Origin of the sequence: Pseudomonas sp. PSKL.D1, assembly GCF_028898945.1 — a bacterium.
GTDB lineage: Bacteria > Pseudomonadota > Gammaproteobacteria > Pseudomonadales > Pseudomonadaceae > Aquipseudomonas.
In genome coordinates this window covers 3,029,789-3,042,128 of the sequence record NZ_CP118607.1, presented here as the reverse complement: position 1 = coordinate 3,042,128, position 12,340 = coordinate 3,029,789, and the positions used below count along the sequence as shown (strand labels likewise).

13 protein-coding genes are annotated in these 12,340 nt (G+C 66.5%); 12 read left to right on the top strand and 1 reads right to left on the bottom strand.

Features of this window, described 5'->3' with window-relative positions; all coding sequences use genetic code 11:
* Window positions 1-31: 31 nt before the first annotated feature.
* Genes mdcA through madM form a run of 9 tightly spaced genes read left to right on the top strand, consistent with a single transcriptional unit; the run spans window position 32 to window position 7,290 of the window.
* On the top strand, window positions 32-1,693 hold the full coding sequence (mdcA, locus tag PVV54_RS13530; protein WP_274905732.1) for a malonate decarboxylase subunit alpha: 1,662 nt from the start codon (window positions 32-34) through the stop codon (window positions 1,691-1,693).
* Window positions 1,694-1,734: 41 nt separating this feature from the next.
* Entirely contained in the window at window positions 1,735-2,577 is an 843-nt protein-coding gene (locus PVV54_RS13525) for a triphosphoribosyl-dephospho-CoA synthase (RefSeq protein WP_274905731.1), read from the top strand.
* Between the two features lies 1 nt (window position 2,578).
* Window positions 2,579-2,878, top strand: coding sequence for a malonate decarboxylase subunit delta (locus PVV54_RS13520; protein WP_274905730.1), 300 nt, complete (start codon window positions 2,579-2,581; stop codon window positions 2,876-2,878).
* A complete protein-coding gene (locus tag PVV54_RS13515) occupies window positions 2,871-3,719 on the top strand; it encodes a biotin-independent malonate decarboxylase subunit beta (protein ID WP_274905729.1) in 849 nt (282 codons plus the stop codon). Before PVV54_RS13520 ends, PVV54_RS13515 begins: the two co-directional genes overlap by 8 nt.
* Window positions 3,716-4,507, top strand: coding sequence for a biotin-independent malonate decarboxylase subunit gamma (gene mdcE / locus PVV54_RS13510; RefSeq protein WP_274905728.1), 792 nt, complete (start codon window positions 3,716-3,718; stop codon window positions 4,505-4,507). Before PVV54_RS13515 ends, mdcE begins: the two co-directional genes overlap by 4 nt.
* Before the next feature lies 1 nt (window position 4,508).
* Window positions 4,509-5,123: a malonate decarboxylase holo-ACP synthase gene (locus PVV54_RS13505; protein WP_274905727.1), complete on the top strand. Its 615-nt coding sequence runs from the start codon at window positions 4,509-4,511 to the stop codon at window positions 5,121-5,123.
* Window positions 5,120-6,040 carry a malonate decarboxylase subunit epsilon gene (gene mdcH / locus PVV54_RS13500; protein ID WP_274905726.1) on the top strand — a complete coding sequence of 307 codons (921 nt, stop codon included), beginning with the start codon at window positions 5,120-5,122 and terminating at the stop codon, window positions 6,038-6,040. The genes PVV54_RS13505 and mdcH overlap by 4 nt, the downstream gene beginning before the upstream one ends.
* 60 nt (window positions 6,041-6,100) lie before the next feature.
* Complete coding sequence (gene madL / locus PVV54_RS13495) at window positions 6,101-6,523, top strand: malonate transporter subunit MadL (RefSeq protein WP_274905725.1); 423 nt, start codon at window positions 6,101-6,103, stop codon at window positions 6,521-6,523.
* Between the two features lie 2 nt (window positions 6,524-6,525).
* Window positions 6,526-7,290 (top strand): malonate transporter subunit MadM, encoded by a 765-nt coding sequence (gene madM / locus PVV54_RS13490; protein WP_274905724.1) that lies wholly within the window; start codon window positions 6,526-6,528, stop codon window positions 7,288-7,290.
* A gap of 6 nt (window positions 7,291-7,296) precedes the next feature.
* Here madM and PVV54_RS13485 read toward each other — a convergent pair whose 3' ends face one another.
* Window positions 7,297-8,208 carry a LysR family transcriptional regulator gene (locus tag PVV54_RS13485; protein ID WP_274905723.1) on the bottom strand — a complete coding sequence of 304 codons (912 nt, stop codon included), beginning with the start codon at window positions 8,206-8,208 and terminating at the stop codon, window positions 7,297-7,299.
* Window positions 8,209-8,440: 232 nt separating this feature from the next.
* On the opposite strand from PVV54_RS13485, the gene PVV54_RS13480 reads away from it, so the two are divergent.
* The 3 genes from PVV54_RS13480 to PVV54_RS13470 all read left to right on the top strand — a co-directional run bounded on the left by PVV54_RS13480 (window position 8,441) and on the right by PVV54_RS13470 (window position 12,244).
* Entirely contained in the window at window positions 8,441-9,289 is an 849-nt protein-coding gene (locus PVV54_RS13480; RefSeq protein ID WP_274905722.1) for a helix-turn-helix transcriptional regulator, read from the top strand.
* Window positions 9,290-9,354: 65 nt separating this feature from the next.
* Window positions 9,355-10,845 carry an aldehyde dehydrogenase gene (locus tag PVV54_RS13475; protein WP_274905721.1) on the top strand — a complete coding sequence of 497 codons (1,491 nt, stop codon included), beginning with the start codon at window positions 9,355-9,357 and terminating at the stop codon, window positions 10,843-10,845.
* A gap of 16 nt (window positions 10,846-10,861) precedes the next feature.
* Complete coding sequence (locus PVV54_RS13470; protein WP_274905720.1) at window positions 10,862-12,244, top strand: aspartate aminotransferase family protein; 1,383 nt, start codon at window positions 10,862-10,864, stop codon at window positions 12,242-12,244.
* Window positions 12,245-12,340 lie beyond the last annotated feature (96 nt).

Here is a 12,340-nt window from a genome sequence, read left to right as displayed (position 1 = left end):
CTCCACGACAGCGAACCCGTGGAGTCACACAATGACCATAACGCAGAATCCACCGCCGCAATGGTCGCGGCGGCGCGCCGAAAAACAACGCCGCCTCGACCGCGTCCGCCACCTCGCCGAGGGCGTGGTGCTGCCCACCGAGCGCATCGTTGAAGCGCTGGAACTGCTGATTGCCCCGGGTGACCGGGTGGTGCTGGAGGGCAACAACCAGAAGCAGGCCGATTTTCTCTCCCGTTCGCTGGCAAAAGCCGACCCCCAGCGCCTGCACGACCTGCACATGATCATGCCCAGTGTCAGCCGTGCCGAGCACCTGGACCTGTTCGAACGCGGCATCGCCCGCAAGCTCGACTTCTCCTTCGCCGGCCCGCAGAGCCTGCGCATCGGCCAGTTGCTCGAAGACGGGCTGCTGGAAGTCGGCGCCATCCACACCTACATCGAACTCTACTCCCGGCTGGTGGTGGACCTGATCCCCAACGTGACCCTGGTCGCAGGGTTCATGGCCGACCGCGAGGGCAACCTGTACACAGGCCCCAGCACTGAAGACACCCCGGCACTGGTAGAACCCGCCGCGTTCAGTGACGGTTTGGTGATCGCCCAGGTCAACCAGTTGGTGGAGCACACCGACGACCTGCCACGGGTGGACATTCCCGCCTCCTGGGTCGACTTCGTAGTGGTGGCCGACAAGCCGTTCTACATCGAACCGCTTTTCACCCGCGACCCGCGCCACATCAAGCCGGTGCACGTGTTGATGGCCATGATGGCCATCCGCGGCATCTATGAAAAACACAACGTACAGTCGCTGAACCATGGCATCGGCTTCAACACCGCCGCCATCGAACTGATTCTGCCCACCTATGGCGAATCGTTGGGCCTCAAAGGCAAGATCTGCCGCAACTGGACCCTCAACCCGCACCCGACGCTGATCCCGGCCATCGAAACCGGCTGGGTCGAAAGCGTGCATTGCTTTGGCACCGAACTGGGCATGGAAGACTACATCGCCCAGCGCCCGGACGTGTTCTTCACCGGCCGCGACGGCTCGCTGCGCTCCAACCGCATGATGTGCCAGCTGGCCGGGCAATACGCCGTGGACCTGTTCATCGGGGCCACCTTGCAGGTGGATGGCGATGGCCATTCTTCGACGGTGACCCGTGGCCGCCTGGCAGGCTTTGGCGGTGCCCCGAACATGGGCCACGACCCGCGCGGGCGGCGCCACGCCACCCCGGCCTGGCTCGACATGACCGTACCCGAAACCCTGCTTGAGCGCGGCCGCAAGCTGGTGGTGCAGATGGTCGAAACCTTCCAGGAGGGCGGCAAGCCCACCTTCGTGGAAACCCTCGATGCGGTGGAAGTGGCGAAAAAAGCCGGCATGCCGCTGGCGCCGGTGATGATCTACGGTGACGACGTGACCCACCTGCTGACCGAAGAGGGCATTGCCTACCTCTACAAGGCCCGCAGCCTGGAAGAACGCCAGCAAATGATCGCCGCCGTGGCCGGAGTCACGGCCATAGGCCTGCGCCACAACCCCAAAGACACCCTGCGCCTGCGCCAGCAAGGCCTGGTGGCCTTGCCCGAAGACCTCGGCATCCGCCGCACCGACGCCAGCCGCGAACTGCTGGCCGCACGCAGCATCGCCGACCTGGTGGACTGGTCCGGCGGCCTCTACAACCCCCCCGCACGCTTCAGGAGCTGGTGATGCCTGTAGGAGCGGATTTACCGAAACGTCGGACCGCCGCGATGAGGCCAGCACGGTTTGAAACGGTCTCCCTGCCAGACCACCTCGCCGACCTGGCCATAGAAGCCCTGATCGACGAAGCCGACCTGTCCCCCAAACCCGGCCTGGTCGACCGCCGCAGCAGCGGCGCCCATTCCGACATGACCCTGGCCCTGATGCATGCCTCGGCCCTGGCCCTGTGGCCCTGCCTGCGGCAAATGGCCGAAGCCGGCCAAACCCACGGCCAGATCACTCAACCCCTGCGTGCAGCCTTGGGGCAGATCGGCCGCGAAGGTGAGGCCGCCATGCTGGCCACCACCGGCGGCGTCAACACCCACCGTGGCGCGATCTGGGCGCTCGGCCTGCTGGTTGCAGCCCAGGCGCTGGCCCCCAAGGCCGCCCCTGAAACCGTGGCCGCCAAAGCCGGCCGCATTGCCTTGATCGACGACCCTGCAGCCGCCGCACAAGACAGCCACGGTGCCCAGGTGCGCCGCCGTTACGGCATCAGCGGTGCCCGCGAGCAGGCCCAGCAAGGCTTTCCTGCCGTGATTGACCATGGCCTGCCGCAACTGCGCCGCAGCCGCGCCGCAGGCGTCAGCGAAAGCCACGCCCGGCTCGATGCCTTGCTCGCCATCATGGCCGCACTGACCGACACCTGCGTGCTCTGGCGCGCTGGCCCGCAAGGCCTGCATGCCGTGCAGCAGGGCGCTCGCGCCGTGCTGGAAACCGGCGGCAGTGCGTCGCTGGCCGGGCGCCGTCAATTGCGCCAGCTTGACGCCCACCTGCTGCACCTGAACGCCTCACCAGGCGGCGCCGCCGACTTGCTGGCCGCCTGCCTGTTCCTCGACAAAGCCGGGAGCCTGTGACATGGAAACCCTCAACTTTCAATTCCCCGCCAGCGCGCCTGGCCGAGGCCGCACCCTGGTTGGCTGCGTCAGCTCCGGCGACCTCGAAGTGCTGATCGAACCTGGTAACGCCGGCCAGTTGCAGATCCAGGTGGTGACCTCGGTCAACGGCAGCGGCGCCCGCTGGCAGCAGCTGTTCCAGCGTTTGTTCGAAGGCCGCGACTGGCCCGCCGTTAACATCGACATCCATGACTTCGGCGCCACCCCCGGTGTAGTGCGCCTGCGCCTTGAACAAGGCTTCGAGGAGATCGCCCATGACTGACACCGCACGCCTGCTGCAAAGCCGCAGCTTCGTCGAACTGGGCGCCCGCCAGCGTGCCCAGGCCTTGCTGGACGCGGGCACCTTCCGCGAACTGCTCGGCCCATTCGACCGGCTGATGTCACCGTGGCTGCCACGCCAGGGCATCGTGCCCCAGGCTGACGACGGCGTGGTCATCGCCAAAGGCCTGCTTGCCGGGCGCAACACCGTGGTCGCCGCCATCGAAGGCGCCTTCCAGGGGGGCAGCATGGGCGAGGTGGGCGGCGCCAAGATTGCCGGCGCCCTTGAGCTTGCCATCGAGGACAACCGCAAGGGCACCCCGACCTGCGCTGTGTTGCTGCTGGAGACCGGTGGCGTGCGCCTGCAGGAAGCCAACCTGGGGCTGGCGGCCATTGCCGAAATCCAGGCCGCCATCGTTGAGCTGCGTACCCACCAGCCCGTCATCGGCCTGATTGCCGGGTCGGTGGGCTGTTTCGGTGGCATGTCCATCGCCGCCGGCCTGTGCAGCCACCTGTTGGTCACCCGCGAAGCGCGGCTGGGCCTCAATGGCCCGCAGGTGATCGAGCAGGAAGCCGGCATTGCCGAGTACGACGCCAAGGACCGCCCCTTCATCTGGAGCCTCACAGGCGGTGAGCAGCGTTATGCCAGTGGCCTGGTGGACGCCTATGTAAACGACGACGTGGCGAGCCTGCGCGAACAGGTGCTGCAGTTGCTGGACACACCCGCCGCCGACCGCGCGGCGGACTACGCCGGTTACCTTGCGCGGCTTGAACGCTTGGGGGCTGACTGCCCGCAACTCGACGCCGCCGCCGTGCGTGCCCTTTACCAAGGAGATACCCCATGAACCGTGCCCTGAACTGGCTGCCGGGCCTTGCCGGTGGTGAAGCGTTGCCAGGTTACCCCGCATCGATACGGGTAATCGACGCCGAGCTGGACAACCGCCTGACGCGCTTCATCGCCGTGGTGCCGGACGCCAACAACCCATTCCCCCGTGCCCGCGATGGCGAAGTCGGCCTGCTGGAAGGCTGGGGCCTGGCCAAGGCGGTGAACGAGGCGGTGGCGCTGGACCGGGATGGCGAAAAGCGCGCCGTCATTGCGGTCATCGACGTGCCTAGCCAGGCCTACGGGCGCCGCGAAGAGGCGTTGGGCATCCACCAGGCGCTGGCCGGTGCCGTGCAGGCTTATGCGCAGGCGCGGCTAGCCGGGCACCCGGTGGTGGGTTTGTTGGTTGGCAAAGCCATGTCCGGCGCGTTTCTGGCCCATGGCTACCAGGCCCAACGCTTGATCGCGCTGGACGACAGCGGCGTGATGGTGCACGCCATGGGCAAGGCGGCGGCAGCGCGCATTACCTTGCGCAGTGTCGACGAACTGGAGGCGCTGGCGGCGCAGGTGCCACCCATGGCCTATGACCTCGACAGCTATGCCTCCCTCGGCCTGTTGTGGCGGCGCCTGGCGGTTCAAAACGCAGAGGCCCCGAGCGCAGCCGACCTCGCACAAGTGCGGGCATGCCTGGCTGAAGCCGTGCGCGACATCGGCCAGCAGACCGACCTTTCGACCCGCCTTTCAGGCGAAAACCGCCGGGCCTCCCGCGAGGTTCGTGCCGCACTGCGCCGCCAGTGGCAGGAGGCCTGAAATGCACCGGCCACAACCGCACGACCTGCTCTGGGGGCTGCCCTTGAGCGCCTTGCCAGCCGACGCCCCGGCGTGGGCCGTGCGTGTGGTGGGTGCAGGGCAACCGGTGGTGGTGCGTCGGGCAGCCTGCGCACCGGGGCAAGTGGCGGTGGGCCTGCGAGGCGAAGGGCGAGCGCAGCGTCTGGGGCTTGAAATGCACCTGGCCGATGTTCAGCGCCTGGTCAGCCCCGAGGCGCTGCGCTGGCAAGGCCAAAGCCCATGCCCGGCGTTGCAGGCGTTGGCCTCGGTGGCTCCGGTGCTCGATGCCAGCGGGCTGGCCTGGGGGCCCACCGGGGGCGTCGGTTACCAACTGGCCACGGGCGTGAATGTGCTGCATGCCGCCAGCGACCTCGACCTGACCCTGCGCACCCCGTTGCCCCTGACGCGGGCCAAGGCGCGGGAGCTGCTGGATATCCTTGACTGCGGCCCTTGCCGCATCGATGTGCAACTGGAAACCCCAACAGGCGCCATCGCCTTGCGTGAATGGGCCTGCGTGGCGCGTCGGGTGCTGCTCAAATCGGCGCTGGGCGCGCGCTTGGTGCTGGACCCCTGGAACGCCCTGGAGTGTGCAGCGTGAGCAGCCTGTTCGCGTTCCCGGGGCAGGGCGCGCAGCAGCCGGGCATGCTGCATCGCCTGCCGGAAGGTTCGGCGGCCTTGCTGGAGGAAGCCTGCGACACCCTCAACGAGCAGGCGCTGGCACTGGACACTGCTCAAGCCCTGCAATCCACCCGCGCTGTGCAGCTTTGCCTGCTGCTGGCCGGGGTTGCCTGGGCACGCTGGCTGGTGCAGCGCAGCCCGGCGCCGGACTACGTCGCGGGCCTGTCGATCGGCGCCTATCCCGCCGCCGTGGTGGCCGGGGCGCTGGAACTGGCCGATGCCGTGCGCCTGGTGGCGCTGCGCGGGGCATTGATGCAACGGGCCTACCCCAGCGGTTATGGCATGACCGCCCTGAGTGGTGTGGGCCTGGCCACGGTCGAGCACTTGCTGGCCGAGGTGGGCGGCGAGGTGTACATCGCCAACCTCAACAGCGACAACCAGATTGTCATCGCCGGTAGCGACACCGCCATGGCCGAGGTCGCCGCCCGTGCGCGCAGCCGTGGCCAAGGAGTGGCCAAGCGCCTGGCCGTGAGCGTGCCGTCCCATTGCCCATTGCTCGACGGCCCGGCCGCCGAGCTGACCCATGCCTTTGCCGAGGTCACGCTGCACCGCCCGTGTATCACTTACCTCAGCGGCAGCAGTGCCCGGCCAATCTTCGACCCGCAACGCCTGCGTGACGACCTGGCCAACAACATGGCCCGGGTGGTCGACTGGCGAGGTACGTTGCGCACAGCCTATGAACGGGGCGTACGCCTGCACCTGGAAGTGCCTCCGGGCGGCGTGCTCAGCGGCCTGGCACGGCAGGTGTTCGAACAGGGCAGGGTGACGGCCATCGAGGCCACCCGCTGGGACACCCTTGACGCGCTGCTGCGCCAGGAGGTGGCCCAGAACCGATGACCGCGCGGCATTTCGAAGAACAACAACAAACAACTTCGACACAAGCTGAGGACAACAACAATGATCATTTATGGTGTGGCTCTGCTGGCGGTGTGCACGCTGGCCGGCGTTATCGTCGGCGATTTCCTGGGCGTGCTGCTGGGCGTCAAATCCAATGTGGGTGGGGTCGGGATCGCCATGATCCTGCTGATCTGCGCACGGCTCTACATGCACCGCAATGGCGGCATGAGCAAAGAGTGCGAGTTTGGCGTAGGGTTCTGGGGTGCCATGTACATCCCCGTAGTGGTGGCCATGGCGGCCCAGCAAAATGTGGTCACCGCGTTGCACGGCGGGCCAGTCGCGCTGCTGGCGGCCATTGGTGCGGTGCTGGTGTGTGGGGTGACCATTGCCCTGATCAGCCGCAGCCATCGCGGCGAACCGTTGCCTCCGCTGGAGGCCCCCCCGGCCAATAGCACGCAGCTTGCCCCTGCAGGAGGGCGTTGATCATGTGGCCAATCATTGACAATGCGCTGGAACACAACGGCCTGATCACGGCCTTCGCGGTGGTCGGTGCGATCATGTGGTTGTCGGTGCTGCTGTCGAAGTACCTGACGTTTGGCCGGGTTCACGGCTCGGCGATTGCCATCGTCATCGGCCTGGTACTGGCCTGGGTGGGCGGCACCGTGACCGGTGGCCAGAAGGGCCTTGCCGACATGGCGTTGTTCTCTGGCATCGGCCTTATGGGCGGTGCCATGCTGCGCGATTTCGCCATCGTCGCCACGGCGTTCGAGGTGCAGGCCACCGAGGCGCGCAAGGCCGGGATGATCGGCGCGGTGGCGTTGCTGCTGGGTACGGTGCTGCCTTTCATTGTCGGTGCCGCCGTGGCCTATGCCTTCGGCTACCGCGACGCGGTGAGCATGACCACCATTGGCGCTGGCGCAGTGACATACATCGTCGGCCCGGTGACGGGGGCGGCGCTGGGGGCGAGTTCCGATGTGATGGCACTGTCGATTGCCACCGGGCTGATCAAGGCGATCCTGGTGATGGTCTTCACCCCGGTGTCGGCGCGTTTGCTGGCGTTGGACAACCCACGCTCGGCGATGGTCTTTGGCGGGTTGGCCGGTACCGTTTCGGGGGTGACCGCCGGGCTGGCAGCAACCGATCGGCGGCTGGTGCCCTATGGCGCCCTGACGGCGACCTTCCATACCGGGCTGGGCTGCTTGATGGGGCCTTCGATTCTGTATTTCTGTGTCAGAGGCCTGGTTGGCTGAACGCGCCTACTGCTCCCGGCTGTACATCCGGCACTCGGCCAGCAGTGCCAACAGGTTAGGCTCGCGCTCGCGGGCCTTGAGAAACACCACCCCGATGTGCTGCTGCAGGCGGTAGCGCGCCTGCAGCGGGATCAACCGCACGCGGTTTTCGTACACCGCCGCGATCCGCCCCGGCAGCAGGGCAAAGCCCACCCCTGAGCTGACCATGCTCAGCAGGGTGAAGATATCGTTCACCTGCATCGCCACCTTGGGTTCGAACCCGGCCTGCTCGAACACCCGGGCGCCGTCGCGGTGGGTGGCAAAGCCTTGCGTCAGGGTGATGAAGGTGGAGGCCGCGAGGTCGGCCAGGTCTACCTCTTGCTGCTCAGCGAACGGCGAATCGGTGGGCACGGCGAGGAAGATATCGTCCGAGAACAGCGGTAGTTGCTCGCAGGCCGGATCAGCCACGCTCTCGTCCAGCGACACCAGAATGGCCTCCAGCTCGTGGTTTTTCAGGCGCTGCAGCAGGTCGACGTTCGAGCCCAGGGTGAGGTCGATGTTCAGCTCGCTGCGCCGCAGCTTCAGGCCCATCACCAGTTTGGGCACGGTCTTCACGGTCAGCGAGTACAAGGCCCCCAGGCGAAAGCGCTCGGCATAGAAGCCCGCGGCCTCGCGGGTTTGGCGCACCATCTGCTCGGCGTCCTGGATCAGTTGGCGGGCCTTTTTTTCCAGCACATAGGCGCTTTCCAGCGGGATCAGTTGGCGGCCTTCATGTTTGAACAGCGGGCAGCGCAGGGCGCTTTCCAGCGAATGGATGGCCCGGTGCACGCTCACCGCACTGGTGGACAGCTCGGCGGCGGCGCGGCCCAGGTTGCCGCTGCGCATGAAGGCGAGGAAGGTTTCGAGCTTTTTCAGGGTCAGTTCTTCGTCGATCAGCATGCGGTGGGGCCATCCATAAGGGTGGTAGCGATCATGCCATAGGCTGGAGCGGGCGTCGCTGCGCAACGCATCGCGGATAAATCCGCTCCTACACGGGCCACTGTAGGAGCGGATTTATCCGCGATGCGTCGCGCCAGCGGCGCCCCCACCCATCACCCCGAAGGGTGATGGTTCCCCCGCTGGCCCCATGCAACAATCCACCGCACAACAACCCCGACACGGGACCACCACAATGAGCAAAGACCGGCTGAAATCGCCCGACTGGTACGCGCAGATGGCCCGCGTCATCGACGCCCAGGGTACGCCGGGCTTTGTCGAAGCGCTGTTCGCCGCGCTGCGCCTGCTGGCCCCGTGCCAAGCCATCACCGTGTTCCTGTACCCGCGCAAGGGGCTGCCCTCGGCGCTGTTCGTCAAAGACGAAGAAGGCCCATGGCTGCCGGAAGGCAACGTGCAGCGCTACCTCGAAGGCTACTACCTGCTGTGCCCGTTCTACCGTGCCTGCATGGACGGCGTGGCACCCGGTTGCTACCGCCTGAGCGACGTGGCCCCCGACCACTTCAAGCGCAGCGAATACTACCTGGCGTTTTACCAGCACGCGCACCTGGAGGACGAACTCAACTTCATCGTGCCGCTGGACGAGCACCTGACCATTGCCGTTGCCCTGGCCAGTACCCGCCGCCTGGACCGCCAGCACGTAAGCGACCTGAAGTGTGTGGCGCCGTGGGTGGTGGCGATGGTACGGCGGCAATGGAGCCACCTGGACATCGACGCCCTGGGCGGGCGTTTCGAAAGCGCCCTGGGCCGGCAGATCAACGCCGCCCTGAACAACTTTGGCTCATCCTTGCTGACCGAACGTGAGTGCCGCATCGCCCAGTACCTGCTGCGCGGCCATTCCACGCGCTCGCTGGCCGAGCGCCTGGGCATCAGCGAGGACACGGTCAAGACCCACCGTAAAAACCTTTACACCAAGCTCGACATCGCCAAGCAGTCCGAGCTGTTTTCACTGTTCATCGATTCCCTGGCCCAAGCCCAGGAAGGCCTGAGCAAAGACCCGCTGGAAAGCTACCTGCGAAGGCGCTGACCCCCGGCGCACCACCTCAATACGAACAACAAGCGGCCACCGGCGTGGCCGCAAGGGAGACCTGCGTGCATACAAAACAGGACTGGCAGCAGCGTGCTGCACGGCAAAGCTTCATCACCACGGCATTGATCGACGGCCGCCCGCTGGCGGCGCAGGGCGGCGTCACGTTCGACGCCATCAACCCGGCCACCCAGCAATTGCTGGCCAAGGTCGCGGCCTGCGGTGACCTGGAAGTCGGCCAGGCCGTGCGCTCGGCCCGCCGTGCGTTCGAACAAGGGCCGTGGGCGCGCATGGCGCCGTCTGCCCGCAAGCGTGTGCTGCTGCGCCTGGCCGAGCTGATTCTGGCCAACCGTGAAGAACTGGCACTGCTCGACTCGCTGAACATGGGCAAGCCGGTCATGGACGCCTACACCATTGATGTGCCCGGCGCCGCCAACGTGTTTGCCTGGTATGGCGAAGCGCTCGACAAGGTCTACGGTGAGGTGGCGCCCACGGCCGCCAACGCCTTGGCCACGGTCACCCGCGAAGCACTGGGCGTGGTCGGCGCCGTGGTGCCGTGGAACTTCCCGCTGGACATGGCCGCCTGGAAAGTCGCCCCGGCACTGGCTGCCGGCAACAGCGTGGTGCTCAAGCCCGCCGAGCAATCGCCATTCTCGGCTCTGCGCCTGGCAGAACTGGCGCTTGAGGCCGGCGTGCCCGAAGGTGTGCTGAACGTGGTGCCGGGGCTGGGCGAAAGCGCCGGCCGCGCGCTGGGCCTGCACCCGGATGTGGACTGCCTGGTGTTCACCGGCTCCACCCAGGTGGGCAAGTACTTCATGCAGTACTCGGCCCAGTCCAACCTCAAGCAGGTGTGGCTGGAATGCGGTGGCAAAAGCCCGAACCTGGTGTTCGACGACTGCCACGACCTGGACCTGGCCGCCGAGAAAGCCGCCTTTGGCATCTTCTTCAACCAGGGCGAAGTCTGCTCGGCCAACTCGCGCCTTTATGTACAGCGCTCGATCCACGATGAGTTCGTCGAGCGGCTGCTGGCCAAAGCGCGCGAGTGGCTGCCCGGCGACCCGCTGGACCCGGCCAGCCGCGCCGGCGCCATCGTCGACAGTGCCCAGAGCGCACGCGTCATGGCCGCCATCGAGCAGGCGCAGGGGGAGGGCGCCCGATTGCTGTGCGGCGGCCAGCGCCTGAGCTTCAACGGCTCGAACAACTTCATCGCGCCCACCGTGTTCGCCGACGTGCACCCGGGCATGGCCGTGGCCCGCGAGGAAATCTTCGGCCCGGTGCTGGCCATCACCGCCTTCGACGATGAAGAGCAGGCCCTGCGCCTGGCCAACGACAGCGTCTACGGCCTGGCCGCCTCGGTGTGGAGTGACGACCTCAACCGTGCCCACCGGGTGGCCCGTGGCCTGAAGGCTGGCACTGTGTCGGTCAACACCGTCGATGCCCTGGACGTGGCCGTACCGTTTGGCGGTGGCCGCCAGTCCGGCTTTGGCCGCGACCTGTCGCTGCATTCGTTCGACAAGTACACCCAACTCAAAACCACCTGGTTCCAGCTGCGCTGACCTGAGGAGAACACCCATGAACGCACCCTTCAAGCCGCAACGCGACACCCGCGACTACCAGGCCAGCGACGCGGCCTACCACATCCATGCCTTCCTTGACCAAAAGGCCCTGAACGCCGAAGGCCCGCGCGTGATCACCCGTGGCGAAGGCCTGTACCTGTGGGACAACGACGGCAACCGCTACCTGGACGGCATGTCTGGCCTGTGGTGCACCCAGCTCGGTTACGGCCGCAAAGACCTGACCGCCGCCGCCGCCGCGCAGATGGACCAGCTGGCCTACTACAACATGTTCTTCCACACCACCCACCCGGCGGTGATCGAGCTGTCCGAGCTGCTGTTCAGCCTGCTGCCGGGCCACTACAGCCACGCGATCTACACCAACTCCGGGTCCGAGGCCAACGAGGTGCTGATTCGCACGGTGCGCAAGTACTGGCAGGTGGTCGGCCAGCCGAGCAAAAAGGTCATGATCGGCCGCTGGAACGGTTACCACGGCTCGACCCTGGCGGCCACGGCGCTGGGCGGCATGAAGTTCATGCACGAAATGGGCGGCATGATCCCGGACGTGGCGCACATTGACGAGCCGTACTGGTTCGCCGAAGGCGGCGACTTGACCCCGGCTGAATTCGGCCGCCGCTGCGCCCTGCAACTGGAAGAGAAAATTCTCGAACTGGGTGCCGAAAACGTCGCCGGTTTCATCGCCGAACCGTTCCAGGGCGCGGGCGGCATGATCTTCCCGCCGGAAAGCTACTGGCCGGAAATCCAGCGCATCTGCCGCCAGTACGACGTGCTGCTGTGCGCCGACGAGGTGATTGGCGGCTTTGGCCGTACCGGTGAATGGTTTGCCCACGAATACTTCGGCTTCGAGCCCGACACCCTGTCCATCGCCAAGGGCCTGACCTCGGGCTACGTGCCCATGGGCGGCCTGGTGCTGAGCAAGCGCATCGCCGAAGCGCTGGTGGAGCGGGGCGGCGTGTTTGCCCACGGCCTGACCTATTCCGGCCACCCGGTGGCGGCGGCGGTGGCCATTGCCAACCTCAAGGCGCTGCGTGACGAGGGCATTGTGAGCCGGGTCAAAGACGACACCGGGCCGTACCTGCAGCGCATACTGCGCGAGGTGTTTGCCAACCACCCGTTGATTGGCCAGGTGCAAGGCGCGGGGTTGGTGGCGGCGTTGCAGTTCGTGGAGGACAAGGGCAGCCGCAAGCGTTATGCCAACGAGAACGACCTGGCGTGGCAGTGCCGTACTTATGGGTTCGAAGAGGGGGTGATCATTCGCTCGACGCTGGGGCGGATGATCATGGCGCCGGCGCTGGTGGCCGGGCATGCGGAGCTGGATGAGCTGGTGGAGAAGACGCGCATTGCGGTGGATCGTACCGCACGTGGGTTGGGGTTGTTGTAAGGGTTGAGATTGCCGGGGCCGCGTTGCGGCCCTTTCGCGACACAAGGCCGCTCCCACAGGAGATCGCATTACTCTGTGGGAGCGGCCTTGTGTCGC

Bases quoted from the DNA above. Each gene is read 5' to 3' on its own strand.
- mdcA (WP_274905732.1), top strand. From the start codon at position 32: ATGACCATAACGCAGAATCCACCGCCGCAATGGTCGCGGCGGCGCGCC.
- PVV54_RS13485 (WP_274905723.1), bottom strand. From the start codon at position 8,208: ATGCTGATCGACGAAGAACTGACCCTGAAAAAGCTCGAAACCTTCCTC.
- PVV54_RS13480 (WP_274905722.1), top strand. From the start codon at position 8,441: ATGAGCAAAGACCGGCTGAAATCGCCCGACTGGTACGCGCAGATGGCC.
- madM (WP_274905724.1), top strand. From the start codon at position 6,526: ATGTGGCCAATCATTGACAATGCGCTGGAACACAACGGCCTGATCACG.
- mdcE (WP_274905728.1), top strand. From the start codon at position 3,716: ATGAACCGTGCCCTGAACTGGCTGCCGGGCCTTGCCGGTGGTGAAGCG.
- PVV54_RS13520 (WP_274905730.1), top strand. From the start codon at position 2,579: ATGGAAACCCTCAACTTTCAATTCCCCGCCAGCGCGCCTGGCCGAGGC.
- PVV54_RS13505 (WP_274905727.1), top strand. From the start codon at position 4,509: ATGCACCGGCCACAACCGCACGACCTGCTCTGGGGGCTGCCCTTGAGC.
- PVV54_RS13470 (WP_274905720.1), top strand. From the start codon at position 10,862: ATGAACGCACCCTTCAAGCCGCAACGCGACACCCGCGACTACCAGGCC.
- madL (WP_274905725.1), top strand. From the start codon at position 6,101: ATGATCATTTATGGTGTGGCTCTGCTGGCGGTGTGCACGCTGGCCGGC.
- PVV54_RS13515 (WP_274905729.1), top strand. From the start codon at position 2,871: ATGACTGACACCGCACGCCTGCTGCAAAGCCGCAGCTTCGTCGAACTG.
- PVV54_RS13525 (WP_274905731.1), top strand. From the start codon at position 1,735: ATGAGGCCAGCACGGTTTGAAACGGTCTCCCTGCCAGACCACCTCGCC.